The sequence below is a fragment of the Spirosoma pollinicola genome (assembly GCF_002831565.1).
In the GTDB taxonomy this organism is placed as follows: domain Bacteria; phylum Bacteroidota; class Bacteroidia; order Cytophagales; family Spirosomataceae; genus Spirosoma; species Spirosoma pollinicola.
Window position 1 is genome coordinate 8,222,244 of the sequence record NZ_CP025096.1, and the last position, 12,932, is coordinate 8,235,175.

At 47.8% G+C, this 12,932-nt stretch carries 13 protein-coding genes; 5 read left to right on the forward strand and 8 right to left on the reverse strand.

Annotation, left to right across the window (positions count from 1 at the left end; translation table 11 throughout):
• Positions 1 to 48: 48 nt before the first annotated feature.
• The 7 genes from CWM47_RS34850 to CWM47_RS34875 all read right to left on the reverse strand — a co-directional run bounded on the left by CWM47_RS34850 (position 49) and on the right by CWM47_RS34875 (position 5,316).
• Positions 49 to 2,370 carry a TonB-dependent receptor gene (locus CWM47_RS34850; RefSeq protein ID WP_100993117.1) on the reverse strand — a complete coding sequence of 774 codons (2,322 nt, stop codon included), beginning with the start codon at positions 2,368 to 2,370 and terminating at the stop codon, positions 49 to 51.
• 73 nt (positions 2,371 to 2,443) lie between these two features.
• The gene (locus tag CWM47_RS34855; RefSeq protein WP_100993118.1) at positions 2,444 to 3,364 is read right to left on the reverse strand and encodes a DJ-1/PfpI family protein; all 921 of its coding nucleotides are present in this window, start codon (positions 3,362 to 3,364) and stop codon (positions 2,444 to 2,446) included.
• A 13-nt stretch (positions 3,365 to 3,377) separates the two neighbouring features.
• A complete protein-coding gene (locus CWM47_RS34860) occupies positions 3,378 to 3,563 on the reverse strand; it encodes a hypothetical protein (RefSeq protein WP_100993119.1) in 186 nt (61 codons plus the stop codon).
• Positions 3,564 to 3,587: 24 nt separating this feature from the next.
• Positions 3,588 to 3,947, reverse strand: a complete 360-nt coding sequence (locus CWM47_RS40120) for an SCO family protein (RefSeq protein WP_317046686.1) — start codon at positions 3,945 to 3,947, stop codon at positions 3,588 to 3,590.
• A complete protein-coding gene (locus CWM47_RS40125) occupies positions 3,941 to 4,261 on the reverse strand; it encodes a hypothetical protein (protein ID WP_317046687.1) in 321 nt (106 codons plus the stop codon). Before CWM47_RS40125 ends, CWM47_RS40120 begins: the two co-directional genes overlap by 7 nt.
• Position 4,262: 1 nt before the next feature.
• On the reverse strand, positions 4,263 to 4,745 hold the full coding sequence (locus CWM47_RS38865; protein ID WP_170069479.1) for a viral A-type inclusion protein: 483 nt from the start codon (positions 4,743 to 4,745) through the stop codon (positions 4,263 to 4,265).
• 196 nt (positions 4,746 to 4,941) lie between these two features.
• Complete coding sequence (locus CWM47_RS34875; protein ID WP_100993121.1) at positions 4,942 to 5,316, reverse strand: hypothetical protein; 375 nt, start codon at positions 5,314 to 5,316, stop codon at positions 4,942 to 4,944.
• Between the two features lie 447 nt (positions 5,317 to 5,763).
• On the opposite strand from CWM47_RS34875, the gene CWM47_RS34880 reads away from it, so the two are divergent.
• The 5 genes from CWM47_RS34880 to CWM47_RS34900 all read left to right on the forward strand — a co-directional run bounded on the left by CWM47_RS34880 (position 5,764) and on the right by CWM47_RS34900 (position 11,297).
• Positions 5,764 to 6,600, forward strand: coding sequence for a DUF4198 domain-containing protein (locus CWM47_RS34880; RefSeq protein ID WP_100993122.1), 837 nt, complete (start codon positions 5,764 to 5,766; stop codon positions 6,598 to 6,600).
• 145 nt (positions 6,601 to 6,745) lie between these two features.
• Positions 6,746 to 7,531: an MbnP family protein gene (locus tag CWM47_RS34885; RefSeq protein ID WP_100993123.1), complete on the forward strand. Its 786-nt coding sequence runs from the start codon at positions 6,746 to 6,748 to the stop codon at positions 7,529 to 7,531.
• A gap of 25 nt (positions 7,532 to 7,556) precedes the next feature.
• Positions 7,557 to 8,948: a cytochrome c peroxidase gene (locus CWM47_RS34890; RefSeq protein WP_100993124.1), complete on the forward strand. Its 1,392-nt coding sequence runs from the start codon at positions 7,557 to 7,559 to the stop codon at positions 8,946 to 8,948.
• A gap of 183 nt (positions 8,949 to 9,131) precedes the next feature.
• Complete coding sequence (locus CWM47_RS34895; protein WP_100993125.1) at positions 9,132 to 9,665, forward strand: DUF922 domain-containing protein; 534 nt, start codon at positions 9,132 to 9,134, stop codon at positions 9,663 to 9,665.
• A 354-nt stretch (positions 9,666 to 10,019) separates the two neighbouring features.
• Entirely contained in the window at positions 10,020 to 11,297 is a 1,278-nt protein-coding gene (locus CWM47_RS34900) for an alpha/beta hydrolase (protein WP_100993126.1), read from the forward strand.
• Between the two features lie 212 nt (positions 11,298 to 11,509).
• Here CWM47_RS34900 and CWM47_RS34905 read toward each other — a convergent pair whose 3' ends face one another.
• Entirely contained in the window at positions 11,510 to 12,583 is a 1,074-nt protein-coding gene (locus tag CWM47_RS34905) for a serine hydrolase domain-containing protein (RefSeq protein ID WP_100993127.1), read from the reverse strand.
• Between the last annotated feature and the right edge of the window lie 349 nt (positions 12,584 to 12,932).

The following is a 12,932-nucleotide window of genomic DNA, read 5'->3' on the forward strand; positions in this document are numbered from 1 at the left end:
AAACCTCGTTGGCGATAGCGATTAAAGGTGGCCCAACGGTCAAAAAAATCAGTATTTACCGGTCACCGTTACGCCCAGCATCCGGGGAAGGCCCATCATATAACTGCCGTACCCAAACGCCATATAGCGCACATCACCCAGGTTGCGAACCCACAGGGCTACATCGAGATGGTTACTGGTCACTCCGGCCCGGGCGTTGACCATGCCATACGCGGGCTGCTGGTAGGCATTGACGAAATCCAACTGGTATTCGCCGATGTACCTGAATTCCCCCCGGACAAAGGCTCTGACGTGTTGAGCCGAGTGCGAAAAAGGCACGCCATACTGAATCGCCAGCATCGACTGCAAGGCTGGATTGTTAATGGCCTTGTTGCCTTTGTAATCCCTGACCACATTGGTGGCCGCATCAAAAAGCACCAGTTTTTTGTACGCGCTGTGCGATGTGCTGGCCGTCCAGTCGATCTGCAAATTTTTGACCGGCAGGGCCGATACTTCCACTTCCAATCCGTAATTGTTCATATCGCCCACATTCAGCGTGGCGTAGTTTATCCCGTCGCGGGAGGTGGATACCTGCTGGTCTTTCTGTTGAAAATAAAACGCCGTCAGATTCAGTTTGAGCCGGTTATTCAGGAGCGTGTTTTTGATGCCTACTTCGTAGTTATCCGACTTTTCGGGGTTGTAGATGGGGGATGTTGGGTTACCGAAATTAAATCCACCCACCCGGAACCCTTTGGCATACGACCCGTAGACCATCGAATTGCCCGTCAATTTATAACTCAGAATAACCTTGGGCGTAACCGCACTGAAGGTCTTTTTTGAGGTACTATCGGGTGAAAGAAGCGTAACCACCTTCTCTTTTTCAAGCGAAGAACTTTGCGTCAGTTCCCGGCGCTCTACGTCATACCTGGCCCCAACCGTCACATCAAACGCTGGCGTGATGGAATAGGCCGCCTGCCCAAAGAAGGCGATACCATACCCCTTTCGGCTGCCAGTACCGATGGACGCGTAGGGCGCATTCGGATCGAGGGTGGCATAATCGGTATCATAATACGTCGTGCTGCCATTCTTTATTTTTTCGCCGAACAAATACGAGCCGACGGTCCATTTCCATTTTCCGGCACCCGCCGGCGAGGAAAAGCGGAGCTCCTGGGTCAATTCGTTTTGTTTCGTCCAGGTCGTGAAGCTGATTAACTGGGCGGGGCTAAAATCAAAATCAAATCGTCCCGGCAGCCAAATATGATAATCGACGAAAGCGGTGATGGCCGTGAAGTTGACATGACGGCCGAAGTATTTTACGGCTACTGCCGTGTTGAGATTAGTTCGGCGTTCGGTATTGTCCCAGTTTCCATAAACCGTATAGGGAGTAGCGCGGGCCGCACTGTCAGTAGCCGCCCAGGGATAAGCGCCTTTATCAGTGTTGTTTTCGTAGCGGGTGTTCCAGTCGATTGTCCATTTGGCCGATGCCAGATATTTCAGGTTCACATTACCGCTAAAGGCGTGGTGGCGGTCAAGATAGCGGGTCTGCGGCGTCGGATTTGAATAAATAGCCCCCCGATTGTTCGACTGAAACCCGGCATTGACAAATAATTTATCCTTGATAAGGGGGGCATTGAGTCCCACGCTGTACCGCTGCTGACCGTAGTTACCCAGATCCATTTCGGCGAAGGCGCTGGGTTGGTTGGTCGGTCGTTTGGTAATCACGTTCAGCACGCCGCTGTAGGCGTTCCGGCCGTAGAGCGTCCCCTGGGGGCCCCGCAGGATTTCGATTCGTTCGATGTTGCTGAAATTGAAGGGGGCCGAAAAATAATCAAACTGATAGACCCCGTCCACGTACGTAGCGACGGATTGGTCATTGGAAAACCCCATAGCGCCCCTGATATTCAAGAAATTGGACCCGGTGCTGTTGCCGTGTTCCACGATGAAGGTGCTGGGAGCCAAGGCGGTGAGGTCGCTGATTGTCCACACCCGGTATTCTTCTAACTGCCTGGCATTGAGCGAGGTAACCGCCAAGGGCGTGTTTTGCAGTCTTTCTTCGGTTTTATCGGCCGTAACGACCACTTCACTCAAGGCATTGGTATTATCGAATAACGTAATGACCACCGTCTGCGGTTGGTTGGCTACGGTCACGGGTTGGATTTTGGTGGCATAGCCAATCGCACTGACCTGTAATTGGTATTTTCCGTTGCTCAACTCCAGTGAAAAATTTCCGGCTTTGTCGGCCTTAGTCCCGTCAGCACCGTTTAAGACCGAAATGTTGGCAAAGCCGACCGCTTGGCCTGAGCTGGCGTTAATTTTTCCGGTTATTATTTGGGCAAAACTGCTGCTTGTCAACAGGCAAAGCAGGATGGATAACGTATTTTTAAGATTCATAGTCGGGTTGATGTACTGTCCAGTAGGTCAGCTTCACAGAAGATAAACCTGACCTACTGGACCGAATGAGACGTTAGTGTTTGAGGTAGGCCGTGGGCTCTTTGCGGAATCGTTCTTTACAGATTTTCGAACAGAAACCATAGGTCTTACCCATATAGCGAGCCGTATCCGCCACGAGTCCGTCTACTGACATCTGGCAGACCGGATCAATCGTTGAGGTTAGTGTCAATGGAGCCTGTTTTAGGGCTACCGTTTTTTTGACTACCGTTGGCCTGGTGATGGTGGTGTTGGCTTTCTTCTTTGATTGGACCCGTGTATGGCTGATGACCAATCCGTCTTGCGGTTTCCACTGGTCATATTCCATGATGCGGGCGATTTGCCGGGCAGCCTCGATGCCTTTAAGCCGGGATACCACATGGAGCGCCCCGTCGATACCCGCCGATACGCCCGCCGTCGTGATCAGCGGCCCCTGATCGACGAACCGGGTATGCTCCATCACGGTAGCGTTGGGGGTCATTTGCTGGAGCATTTGGGTGGCCGCCCAGTGGGTGGTAATCGTCTTACCGTCCAAAAGCCCCGCTTTCCCCAGCAGAAACGTGCCGGTACACACCGACATCGTCAGTTTGCGATGGGCAGTCGTCCGCCTAATCCAGTTGACAAGGCTGCTATCCTGCATGACCTCTTCCATTCGCCCACCGGGTACCACCAAAATATCGGCTTGGGGAGCCGTTGACAGGGTATAGTCCGGGACAACCGTAAGCATCCGCTGCATGATGGTCATGGGGCCCGACTGAGCCGCTACGGTATACACGGTAGCGCCTTCCATGTGATTAAACACTTCGAGGGGCCCGGCGAAGTCGAGCAGTTCGACACCGGGAAAGAGCAGAATAGCGACGCGGGTTGTATCGCTCTTCGTGCTGGATTGGGCCTGCATGGAGAGGCCTGTTAACAGCATCAGCAACAGGCTGAGACTCAATTGGCTGATCTTTTTCATGGGATTTAATTTTTTAATGCGTGAGTGGCCAGAGACGAACAAGCAGACCGCCTATCCCCAGCAACAGCGTAAAATGAATAAGTGCCAGCGCTGTCCAGATGAGAGTATCCCGTTCTAGAGTTGGCTTCGGTTCGGACCATGTAATGCCCGTGTTGGTCAGCAGTTGAGATAAATCCTGACGGGTCGGTAAGGTGTTCATTGGCGTCCAATTAGTTTCTGTTCGTTACTCCTGTTCGTGTTGAAGCACGTCAATATCCCGGATCAGCTTCTGGGTGCCTTCGAGCGTGGTGCCATCGTACATTCCCCGGATGTGCTTTTGCCTGTCGATCAAGACGAATGCCCCACTATGGATGTAGCCGCCCGGTGCTGTGGCGTCTTTACCCGCCGTCACTAGATAGTGATTCTCGCCGATAGCATAGATTTTCTCCCGGTCGCCCGTTACGAATTGCCACATAGTACCCGTAATTCCCAGTTCCTGAGCATATTGCTTCAGTACCGCTGGAGTATCATGGTCAGGATCAATACTATGCGACAAAATCCGGACGTCGGGGCTTTCTTTATAGGCTTTGTAGACGTTCAGCATGTTCTTTCGCTTCGGCGATCCGATTCATGATGGGGCAGATGGTCGGGCAGGTCGTAAATCGGACCGCCGAAGCGGAAAAAATCCGTCACGTAGATTTTGCCGTTAAAATCCCGCTGGCTGATCGTTTTTCCGTACTGATTGGTGAACGAGAAAGCGGGAATGGCTGGGTACTCTCGCTGAGTAACCTCTTTTTCATCTACGATTTTAGTCGTGGTTTCTGGCTCACCAATGTAGGGCAGCTTTTCATCCGTTAAGCCACAAGTGCTCAGACTAACAAGAAGACCCAGACTTAATACTTGAATTAGTCGTTTCATGTCATTTTAGATAGGCTTGTGCATCATTGATGCTTTTTCGCATCAACTGGCTCATGGCATCGACCCGTTGTTGTTCTGCTTTGAGGTAGTCCAGCGCCTGCTGCTCCTTGAGTTTGGCCAGCGTATCGCCGTTGTAGTGGTGCATCCAGTCCATCATCGACTGATCGGCCTGATCCAGTGCTGCTTTGATTGCCTTTCCCTGCGCTTGACGCAGGCGAATGTCAGCGGAAACAGGTTGTTTATCCAATTCACTGAGCTGCTGAGTTACTTCTTTTTTCAGTTTCATCAGGTCGCTCATGGCGGGCATCACACTATCGTGAACGGCCAGTACTTGCTTTTCCAAATCGGCTACAGACGTCGGTTTTGACGCGGTTTGAGCCATTGAATCGGTCGGGGGCGTAGTGGCTTCAGAAGTCGGTTTGGATTGACAAGCCACCACACTCATCCCGATTAGGATGGTTATAAAAAGTCTTATTGGATTCATGGGGTATGAAAACGGTCGTTCTATGGCCTACAGACAGCCACGGGTAATTCAAAGAAGAAGAGATGATTTAACACTAGGTAGGCTGGCCATTACGAATGACCGCACGCGAAAAATGACCGCATACGCATTGGAGTCTATGCGCAGGCATAGTGGCCACTCGTGAAAAATCGAGACAATAAAAATAGCGCAGCTACCTTTAGGCGCAGGGCGGACGCAGCAACCCAGTAACCGGCGCTTTGTAGGACGCGATCAGATAAGCGAAGACTTGACGATGGGGCAGAACAAGAGTGGGTGTACACTTAAACGAAAAATGCGTATCGCAGAACAGTTGGACGGGCGCGGTTTGCTGCACACGCTCCGTGGTTTCTTTGTCCTGTTTATCCTGCTGGGCTTTTAAGCGCTTGGCCAGGTAGCATTTGCCATCACAGTGCAGTTGCGGTTTGTCGCGATTTTCGCAAAGCACGCGGGCGATGTAATCCTGGTTAAGCTGGTAATAGGCAATCGTTCCCCACGGGCTAATGCTAGGCAAGAGCACGGCTATCAACAAGATATAAGTCAATAAGGAACGCATGATGGCGCAAAAGTAAGTCGAATCAAACAATAATAACTCTTCACAGCGACTTATATTAATTTGATCGTGGTCTGTTGAGAACCATTTTCACCAGGGGTTGCGGTCTCGCCATAGGTAAGAATTTGCCCGTACTGGGTGAACAGAAAGTTGGCCGTTACTCCGCTTGTACTACGGATATGTGTTGACAGTTATTAAAAAAAGCTGTTTCTCGAAATACCCAACTAGTAAAGCAGTGCTATACCTAAGCTTCTTCGTCTCAGGAAAAAGGATTTACGAAGATCAAGTACATAGGTGGAAACAAATACGCTTTTCACCCCAATCGTTTAGGCGTTAGCCACAACTACCAAGTGACCCACAACTGACATGTTTGACATGACGTACTTCGTTTTAGCTATTGATCGATCAGATAGAGTTTTTACCATAAATTTTAACGAGTAGTTTTGAGGAATGAAACGAATCTACCTGCTACTTGCCTTCATGGGTGGTTGCGCCTTGTGGGCACAAGCTCACGAGTTCTGGCTACAACCCGATACGTTTTTTGCCCAACCTGGCCAAGTGGTGACTATTGAGGTTTTAGTGGGCGAACACTTTAACGGCGAGCGATCAGAAGGCAAAAAAAATCGCCTGATACAATATGCCCACTGGACTGAAGGGGCCAAAAAAGACTTATCCTCTTCCCTGACAGAAGACCACTATGGGACAGTACCCCTCAATGTAACCAAGCCTGGTACTCATTTGGTCGCGTTTGCCAATACGAACAAATACCTGTCCATGCGAGCCGATAGTTTCCTGCTCTACCTGCGGGAAGATGGACTAGATCCTATTATTAAGGCGCGTCAGGAACGCCGTGAAACGCAAATCCGCAGCCGGGAGTTTTACCGACGTTGTGTGAAGACATTGATTCAGGTAGGGCCCGTAAAACCAACTGATAAGACGTTTTCGCTGGATACGGGTATGCCTTTAGAAATTATACCACTACAGAACCCCTATACTATAAAGCCGGGCGATTGGGCTCAATTCCAAATCGTATTCGATCATAAACCCTTAGCGAATGCTTTAGTGCGCTATTGGACTCGACCTTTCACGAAAGGACAGGAATTGCCAGATAGCAAACCACAGGGATTAACTGAAGAACAACAACGGTCGGATACGCAGGGACGGATTCGTTTTCGGTTGAAAACCGGTCAAAATATGATCAGCTTAGTTCAAATGGTTCCAGTTACGGATGATAAACTAGCTGACTGGCAAAGCTACTGGGGTAGTCTAACGTTTGGCTGCCGATAGGCGAATTACGCTTTTTAGGCAAAAAATATTTACTGTCTAGTTTGGCTACTCAGTAGCCGTAACTACTATAGTAGTAGACGCTTCTGATCATGATCCATTCTAGACGCTCAATGAATTGTCAACTGATTTTTTCTTTTAGTAACCTATGAGTTTAGTACTACCCAAGCGCCTACAGGCACAGCTGTTAGGGCTGAGTTTTCTAATCGCCAGTCACATTGGCCTGGCTCAACAACCGCTTTCTATTGCCATTCAGCACGCCGTTGGCGATCAAAATTTAACGACCTCAACCGCTTTTTATTCAACCGCAACTGGGGAAACCTTTCGAGTAACCCTCCTGCAATATTATATCAGCAATTTTCAACTCGTCCGATCCGACGGATCAACCTGGACCGTGCCGCAGGACAGCAGTTATTTTTTAATTAAATCAGCGGTACCGGCCTCTCAGCGTATCCGGCTACCCAACGTACCGATCGGTGAATACACCGGAATCCGTTTCATGATCGGCGTCGATAGCCTACGCAACACCAAGCACCCCAGTCAACGAAAGGGCTGTTTAGACATTGGCCGAGAAGCCAATGGCATGTACTGGTCTTGGAATGCCGGGTATATATTTTTTAAATTAGAAGGGATTTCGCCCCAGGCGCCGATAGACCGAACCTCGGGTGAACGGGAATTTGCGTTTCATGTTGGTCAGTTTGGGGGGATGAGCACAGCAACGCCCAATAATACCCGTCTGGTCTCCATTTCGTTTCCTGAAGAGCCCTTAACGATTCGAGCCAATGGTCAGGCCCAGCTACAGCTTAGGGCCGACTTGCGGAAGCTATTTGACGGGCAGCACGCCCTGCGCATCGCTGACCACTCCCATGTGATGATGCAACCTGCTGCGATCAGAATTGCGGATAACTATAGTACGATGTTCTCTCGCCAATAAACCCCTTAACCAGCGCTGTTCTACCATGTCAACCAGGATAATCGTTCTGTTCCTCTCAACGGTACTGCTTTTAGCGAGCGCCTACATATCGGTAGAAAATCCCTATTTGCCAATGCCTTTTCCTAAGCCAGCTCATTTTCCTGAGCCGGTCTATGACTTCACCAAATTTCCCTTAACCAAGGTTAAGATTGCCTTAGGACGCCGACTTTTCTATGATTCTTTCCTGTCAAAAGACGGCACCGTCAGTTGCGCCAGTTGCCATCAGCAAGCCTCAGCCTTTACGCAACATGGTCACCGCTTAAGCCATGGTATTAACGATTCGCTTACCGAGCACAATTCCATGCCACTCATGAATCTGGCCTGGCACAATAAATTTGGCTGGGATGGTGGCATTCATGCCCTGGATCTATTTCCTGTTTCCCCCTTACAACATCCCCACGAAATGGGGGAGAATTTAGTTACTGTGCTGGACAAGCTCCATGCGAACAAGTCCTACCGGTTACAATTTTTGGATGCGTTTGCCAATGATGAGGTGAGGAGCGACCAACTCTTACAGGCATTAAGTCAGTTTATGCTCACGCTGATTTCGGCTAACTCCCGATACGATAAATTTCTTCGTCAAGAAAATCCTAACCTTACGGAAGCAGAAAATCAAGGCCGCCTGCTATTCGAGCAAAAGTGTGCTTCGTGTCATTCCGGAGTCCTGCTAACCGACTTATCCTTGCGTAACAATGGCTTAAAAATCATTGATCCAGTTGACATCGGCCTGGCCAAGATTACCCTAAAAGACACCGATCGGTACAAATTCAAGGTGCCCAGCCTGCGCAATGCGGCCGTTACAGCTCCCTACATGCATGATGGTCGGTTCAACACACTCGAACAAGTACTGGACCATTACGGAAATAATATCGCCCAATCCCCTACCCTCGATCCGTTACTTAGCGCACCCAGCAATCGAGGCATCCCGCTGACAAAAGGGGAAAAGCAACGGATCATTCAATTTTTGCATACCTTAACGGATGATCAATTTTTAACCAACGATCAGTTCGCTGAGCCTGAAACGGAGGCGATGTATTTACAGCGAATCGACTTTGCCCCAGCGACTATTCACTCAGAGTTGCCCCGGCAGCTAGCGCCCGTTGAGCAAACGCTGAGGCGCCTACAAACTGCCGTCCAATCGGCCAATACCAGTTTAGCCAGCGATATGGCGCAGCAGTTAAAACAAATTCTGGGGCAGGTGGACACTGGGTTAATGAACGAAGCCCAACGCGCTTTTTTTGCCGAGCAGTTGATGACCATGAATGCCGATGCTGATCACATCATTCGTATCAAAGAAGTTGAGCATCAAAAGCAACACCTGGACATGCTCCTTAAACATGAAAAACTGATACGGTTTGCCTTTAAATTAACTAAGTAGTCCTAGCGAATTCACGTTCTGAACATTGTAGCCATGTCCTGAAAATATTCGGACGTTTAACTAAACGATAGGCTAGCTTTAAGGGTACGCTACATTATAAGATCTTAACATTTGTTCAGTAAAAGGTAGCAAGTCCAGTAAGCGTTTTATTGTAGATCACAATCATTCTTAACTTTACTGGCTATGCAAAAAAGCGATATTCTGTTCGTAATCTTTTTCATCGCTTTGATCGACGGTAAGGCACAGGTTGTAGGCACGGATAAGTTGATTGTCGACAGGAAGTTAAGCTGGCAGGATTTTACCGGTCCCGTCGATCCAGAGTCAAAATACGCAGCTACGACCCACTGGCGGGTTAATTATAAGTACAAGGTGATTCTCGTTCGTGGTGATACGGTTCAACTTGATTTACAGGTTACTACGTTATTAAAAAGCAATTCATGGGCAGTGCCATCTAAACAAACCGATGAACTGCTGGAACATGAACAAGGGCATTTCAATATTGCTCAGCTATGCGCTTTACGATTTAAAAAAGCAGTTAAGAATATGATCCTTTTTAAGCACAATTATGCACAAACCATAGATTCCCTGTTCAAGGGTGCTATAGCTGAAGCCAATCAGCTAGATGTACAGTACGATGAGGAAACGAATCATCATTTAAATAAAGGGCAACAAAAAAAATGGAATACTAAAATCAACGAAATGCTCTTAAATCCGTGAGGGCATCCGTCCGCTTTCGGTTGACAATGTACAGTGAATAGACGCACTGGCTACAAATAGTCATTGACAGTTCTTAAAAATAAGTCCTCGCTTGAGATACCCGATTCCTGGACACTCTCCTTCGTCTCAAGTTGGAGCGATTATTGAGACGAATAATCCATGCGTAGTTAGTTTAACGTTTTTCGTACTTTAGCTAAACTTTCGCTGGTTTGACAACACGGCTATGAATAGCGCTAACTTACTATAAAATAGACGGTTGTACTTAAATCATGGCGCCCTTACAAGTGGTCTTGCGTCTTTTAGGAATTGGCTTGCCCCCTTTTACCCCATCAATCATCCTCGTCCCTGAACTCAATGAAAAAATGGTTTCTACTTACCCTATCTGTTCTCTTACCCCTACTAACACGATCTCAATCGACTACGCAAATTGTCATCGGTCAGATTGACAGCCTAGCCTCAAAAATTCTCCAGGAGAAGCGTAAAATATGGGTGCATGTCCCAGACAGTTATAGACAGGAAGGGTCCGCCAAACGACGGTATCCGGTCGTCTATCTGCTGGATGGCGATAGCCACTTTCCGTCGGTGGTGGGCATGATCCACCAACTAAGCACCGTCAATGGCAATACGATTTGCCCGGAGATGATCGTGGTGGGGATTCCCAATACCAACCGGCTGCGGGATCTGACATCCACATCGGGGGGCGGAATGATTCCATCGGCTGCCGACACGACCAGACTGAAGAACTCGGGCGGAGGGGAGAAATTCACCGCCTTCATCGAACGCGAACTGATTCCCCGAATTGACTCCCTATATCCCACGGAGCCCTACAAAGTATTCATCGGCCATTCGCTGGGTGGGCTGTTGGTCATCAACACGCTCATTCATCACCCAAACCTGTTCAACGCCTACGTGGCCATCGACCCGAGTATGTGGTGGGCTAACCAAAAGCTGCTCAATACCGCTCAGCAGGTCATCGCCAGCCAGCAGTATGCGGGCAAAGCCCTGTTTGTCGGCATCGCCAATACGATGGCGTCGGCGATGGATACCTTACGGGTACAGGCGGATACGAGTGGCGCTACCAGACACATTCGCTCCATCTTAGCCTTGAATCGCTTACTGAAAGCCAATGGACAAACCGGCCTACGCTACAGGGGGAAATACTACAACCTCGATGACCATAGTTCGGTGCCACTCATCACCGAATATGACGCGCTCCATTTCATATTTGATTCTTACCGATTGAAGCTGACCGACCAGGACTATGAGGACGACAATACCGGGTTAGCGGATAAAATGACAACCCATTTTAGGGCCGCCACTAGGCAATTGGGCTATAAGGTGAAGCCCCCGGAAAGTCTGGTCAATGAACTGGGCTCTTACATGGTATCCCAGAAGAAGCTTAAAAAAGCCGAAAGCCTGTTCAAACTCAATGTGGCGAATTACCCAGCCAGTTTCAACGCCTATGACTCGTATGGCGATTACTTTGTGGCCAAAAAAGACACCGTCAGTGCCATCGCCAATTTCCAGAAAGCGCTTTCGCTGAAAGAGGCATCGGCAACGCGAAAAAAATTAGTGGCTTTACAAGCCCCGAGTAGTACTGGTCCATCCCCCGCCGATAAGCCGAAAAAATAACCGTCTACTGAGCGATCTAATCCGTTATTTCAACGCGGTCAACGCGGTACTATAAGTGGGGCGGCCGTCAGAGCCGTTTACAAGTGTTTAAATAGACGCCCCATTTTATAAGTAGATACGTGGCTCCTCCTTTATTTCACTTTTAGGAGCATTTTATGGGACGCTTGTTTGTTACTAATTGTCAACTCCAGTTAGCAGCATACGGTTACTTACTACCAAACCCTTATTCCCAACGATTTCCTAATCTCATTGTGAAAATGTTCATGATTGGTAGCATTTGTGTTACTCAGGCTTACAATTGTGAGATCTTCTTCTTGTAGATGTGACAATAGGGCGTTCGCGCCGGCTATGCGTCCGGGGCGTTCGGCCACGGTATAAGTCTTGCCCTCGACGGTATACTTTCTAATCCACAATCCATACCCATAGCTATCTAGCTTCGGTGAGGCAGTCAAGAGCAAGGCCAAAGTTGCTGGCTTTAACAGCTTATTGGCAAGCAAGGCATTGGCAAAGGTCAATACGTCGTCAACCGTGGAGTACATTGCTCCGGCAGTGAAAAAATTCTCGATATAATAAGGTATATCATTATAGAGCTGGTTGGTTTTAGGGTTCAGGGAATAAGTGCTGGCTAACTGTTTAATGACTCGTTGATCAATCAAAATCCCGGTTTCTTTCAAATGAAGTGGAGTTAAAATTCGCTCCGTTAATACCTCAGGATAAGGTCGATGACAGACATTCTCTATAATCTTACCTAGCATTAGGAAGTCTCCATTGTTGTATTCAAAGTGAGTACCTGGACTATACTTTAATGGATTGTTGTAATACTTTGAAAGCAGCTCATCGACAGTATATGGATTTTGTATGTTCTCAATCCCCCGATTCTCAATGTTGTCAATTCCGTAGGTGTGATTAAGCAAATGATGGATCTTAATCTGAAATGACTTTTCATCCGTCAAGTTAGGTAAATAGGTATGTATTGACTGATCTAGGTCTATTTTGCCCTCTTGATAGAGTTGCATGACGATAACGGAAGTGAACAACTTAGTTATGGAAGCGATCCTAAAGGCAGTATGTTGGTGAATAGGAATATCAAATGAGCGATTAGCTAATCCAAACGAGTTTTGATAGATAAGCTTCCCCTTAAGTTGAACCATCAAGGTGCCACTGAATTGGTGTTCTTTCACATAAGCCTGAACTAAGCTATCTACGGAGTTAACTTGGGCAAACAGATCGGGATGGCCTATCAAAGTGAAAAGAATTATAATTAGATACTTTCGGAAGACATTCATGATTATAAAGATAAATATTCGAACGAATGTATGTATAGCATGGTAGTGTGCTATACATATTAGTAAGAATGGTATTTTTTCCCTGTTAAAAGGTGATAGAGCATAAGAATCTACAATATGATATTACAGGATGTATTAGATGCTTTATTTGACTGGGGCGCTAACCACCAGGATGAAGGAAAGAAGTAGCGAGGTTATTGATCTCTTTAAACGCCCATTTTAAGCGATGGGTGCAATGATTGTCACGGCAAAGTATTCTATATGAGCTTCAGTCTCAAATTGTCATCTCAATAATCAAACTCAAAATCTCATAGTTTAGCTGAGTTTGTGAGACTGATTTTTCTCTCAA

Bases quoted from the DNA above. Each gene is read 5' to 3' on its own strand.
- CWM47_RS34850 (WP_100993117.1), bottom strand. From the start codon at position 2,370: ATGAATCTTAAAAATACGTTATCCATCCTGCTTTGCCTGTTGACAAGC.
- CWM47_RS34855 (WP_100993118.1), bottom strand. From the start codon at position 3,364: ATGAAAAAGATCAGCCAATTGAGTCTCAGCCTGTTGCTGATGCTGTTA.
- CWM47_RS34860 (WP_100993119.1), bottom strand. From the start codon at position 3,563: ATGAACACCTTACCGACCCGTCAGGATTTATCTCAACTGCTGACCAAC.
- CWM47_RS40120 (WP_317046686.1), bottom strand. From the start codon at position 3,947: ATGCTGAACGTCTACAAAGCCTATAAAGAAAGCCCCGACGTCCGGATT.
- CWM47_RS40125 (WP_317046687.1), bottom strand. From the start codon at position 4,261: ATGAAACGACTAATTCAAGTATTAAGTCTGGGTCTTCTTGTTAGTCTG.
- CWM47_RS38865 (WP_170069479.1), bottom strand. From the start codon at position 4,745: ATGAATCCAATAAGACTTTTTATAACCATCCTAATCGGGATGAGTGTG.
- CWM47_RS34875 (WP_100993121.1), bottom strand. From the start codon at position 5,316: ATGCGTTCCTTATTGACTTATATCTTGTTGATAGCCGTGCTCTTGCCT.
- CWM47_RS34880 (WP_100993122.1), top strand. From the start codon at position 5,764: ATGAAACGAATCTACCTGCTACTTGCCTTCATGGGTGGTTGCGCCTTG.
- CWM47_RS34885 (WP_100993123.1), top strand. From the start codon at position 6,746: ATGAGTTTAGTACTACCCAAGCGCCTACAGGCACAGCTGTTAGGGCTG.
- CWM47_RS34890 (WP_100993124.1), top strand. From the start codon at position 7,557: ATGTCAACCAGGATAATCGTTCTGTTCCTCTCAACGGTACTGCTTTTA.
- CWM47_RS34895 (WP_100993125.1), top strand. From the start codon at position 9,132: ATGCAAAAAAGCGATATTCTGTTCGTAATCTTTTTCATCGCTTTGATC.
- CWM47_RS34900 (WP_100993126.1), top strand. From the start codon at position 10,020: ATGAAAAAATGGTTTCTACTTACCCTATCTGTTCTCTTACCCCTACTA.
- CWM47_RS34905 (WP_100993127.1), bottom strand. From the start codon at position 12,583: ATGAATGTCTTCCGAAAGTATCTAATTATAATTCTTTTCACTTTGATA.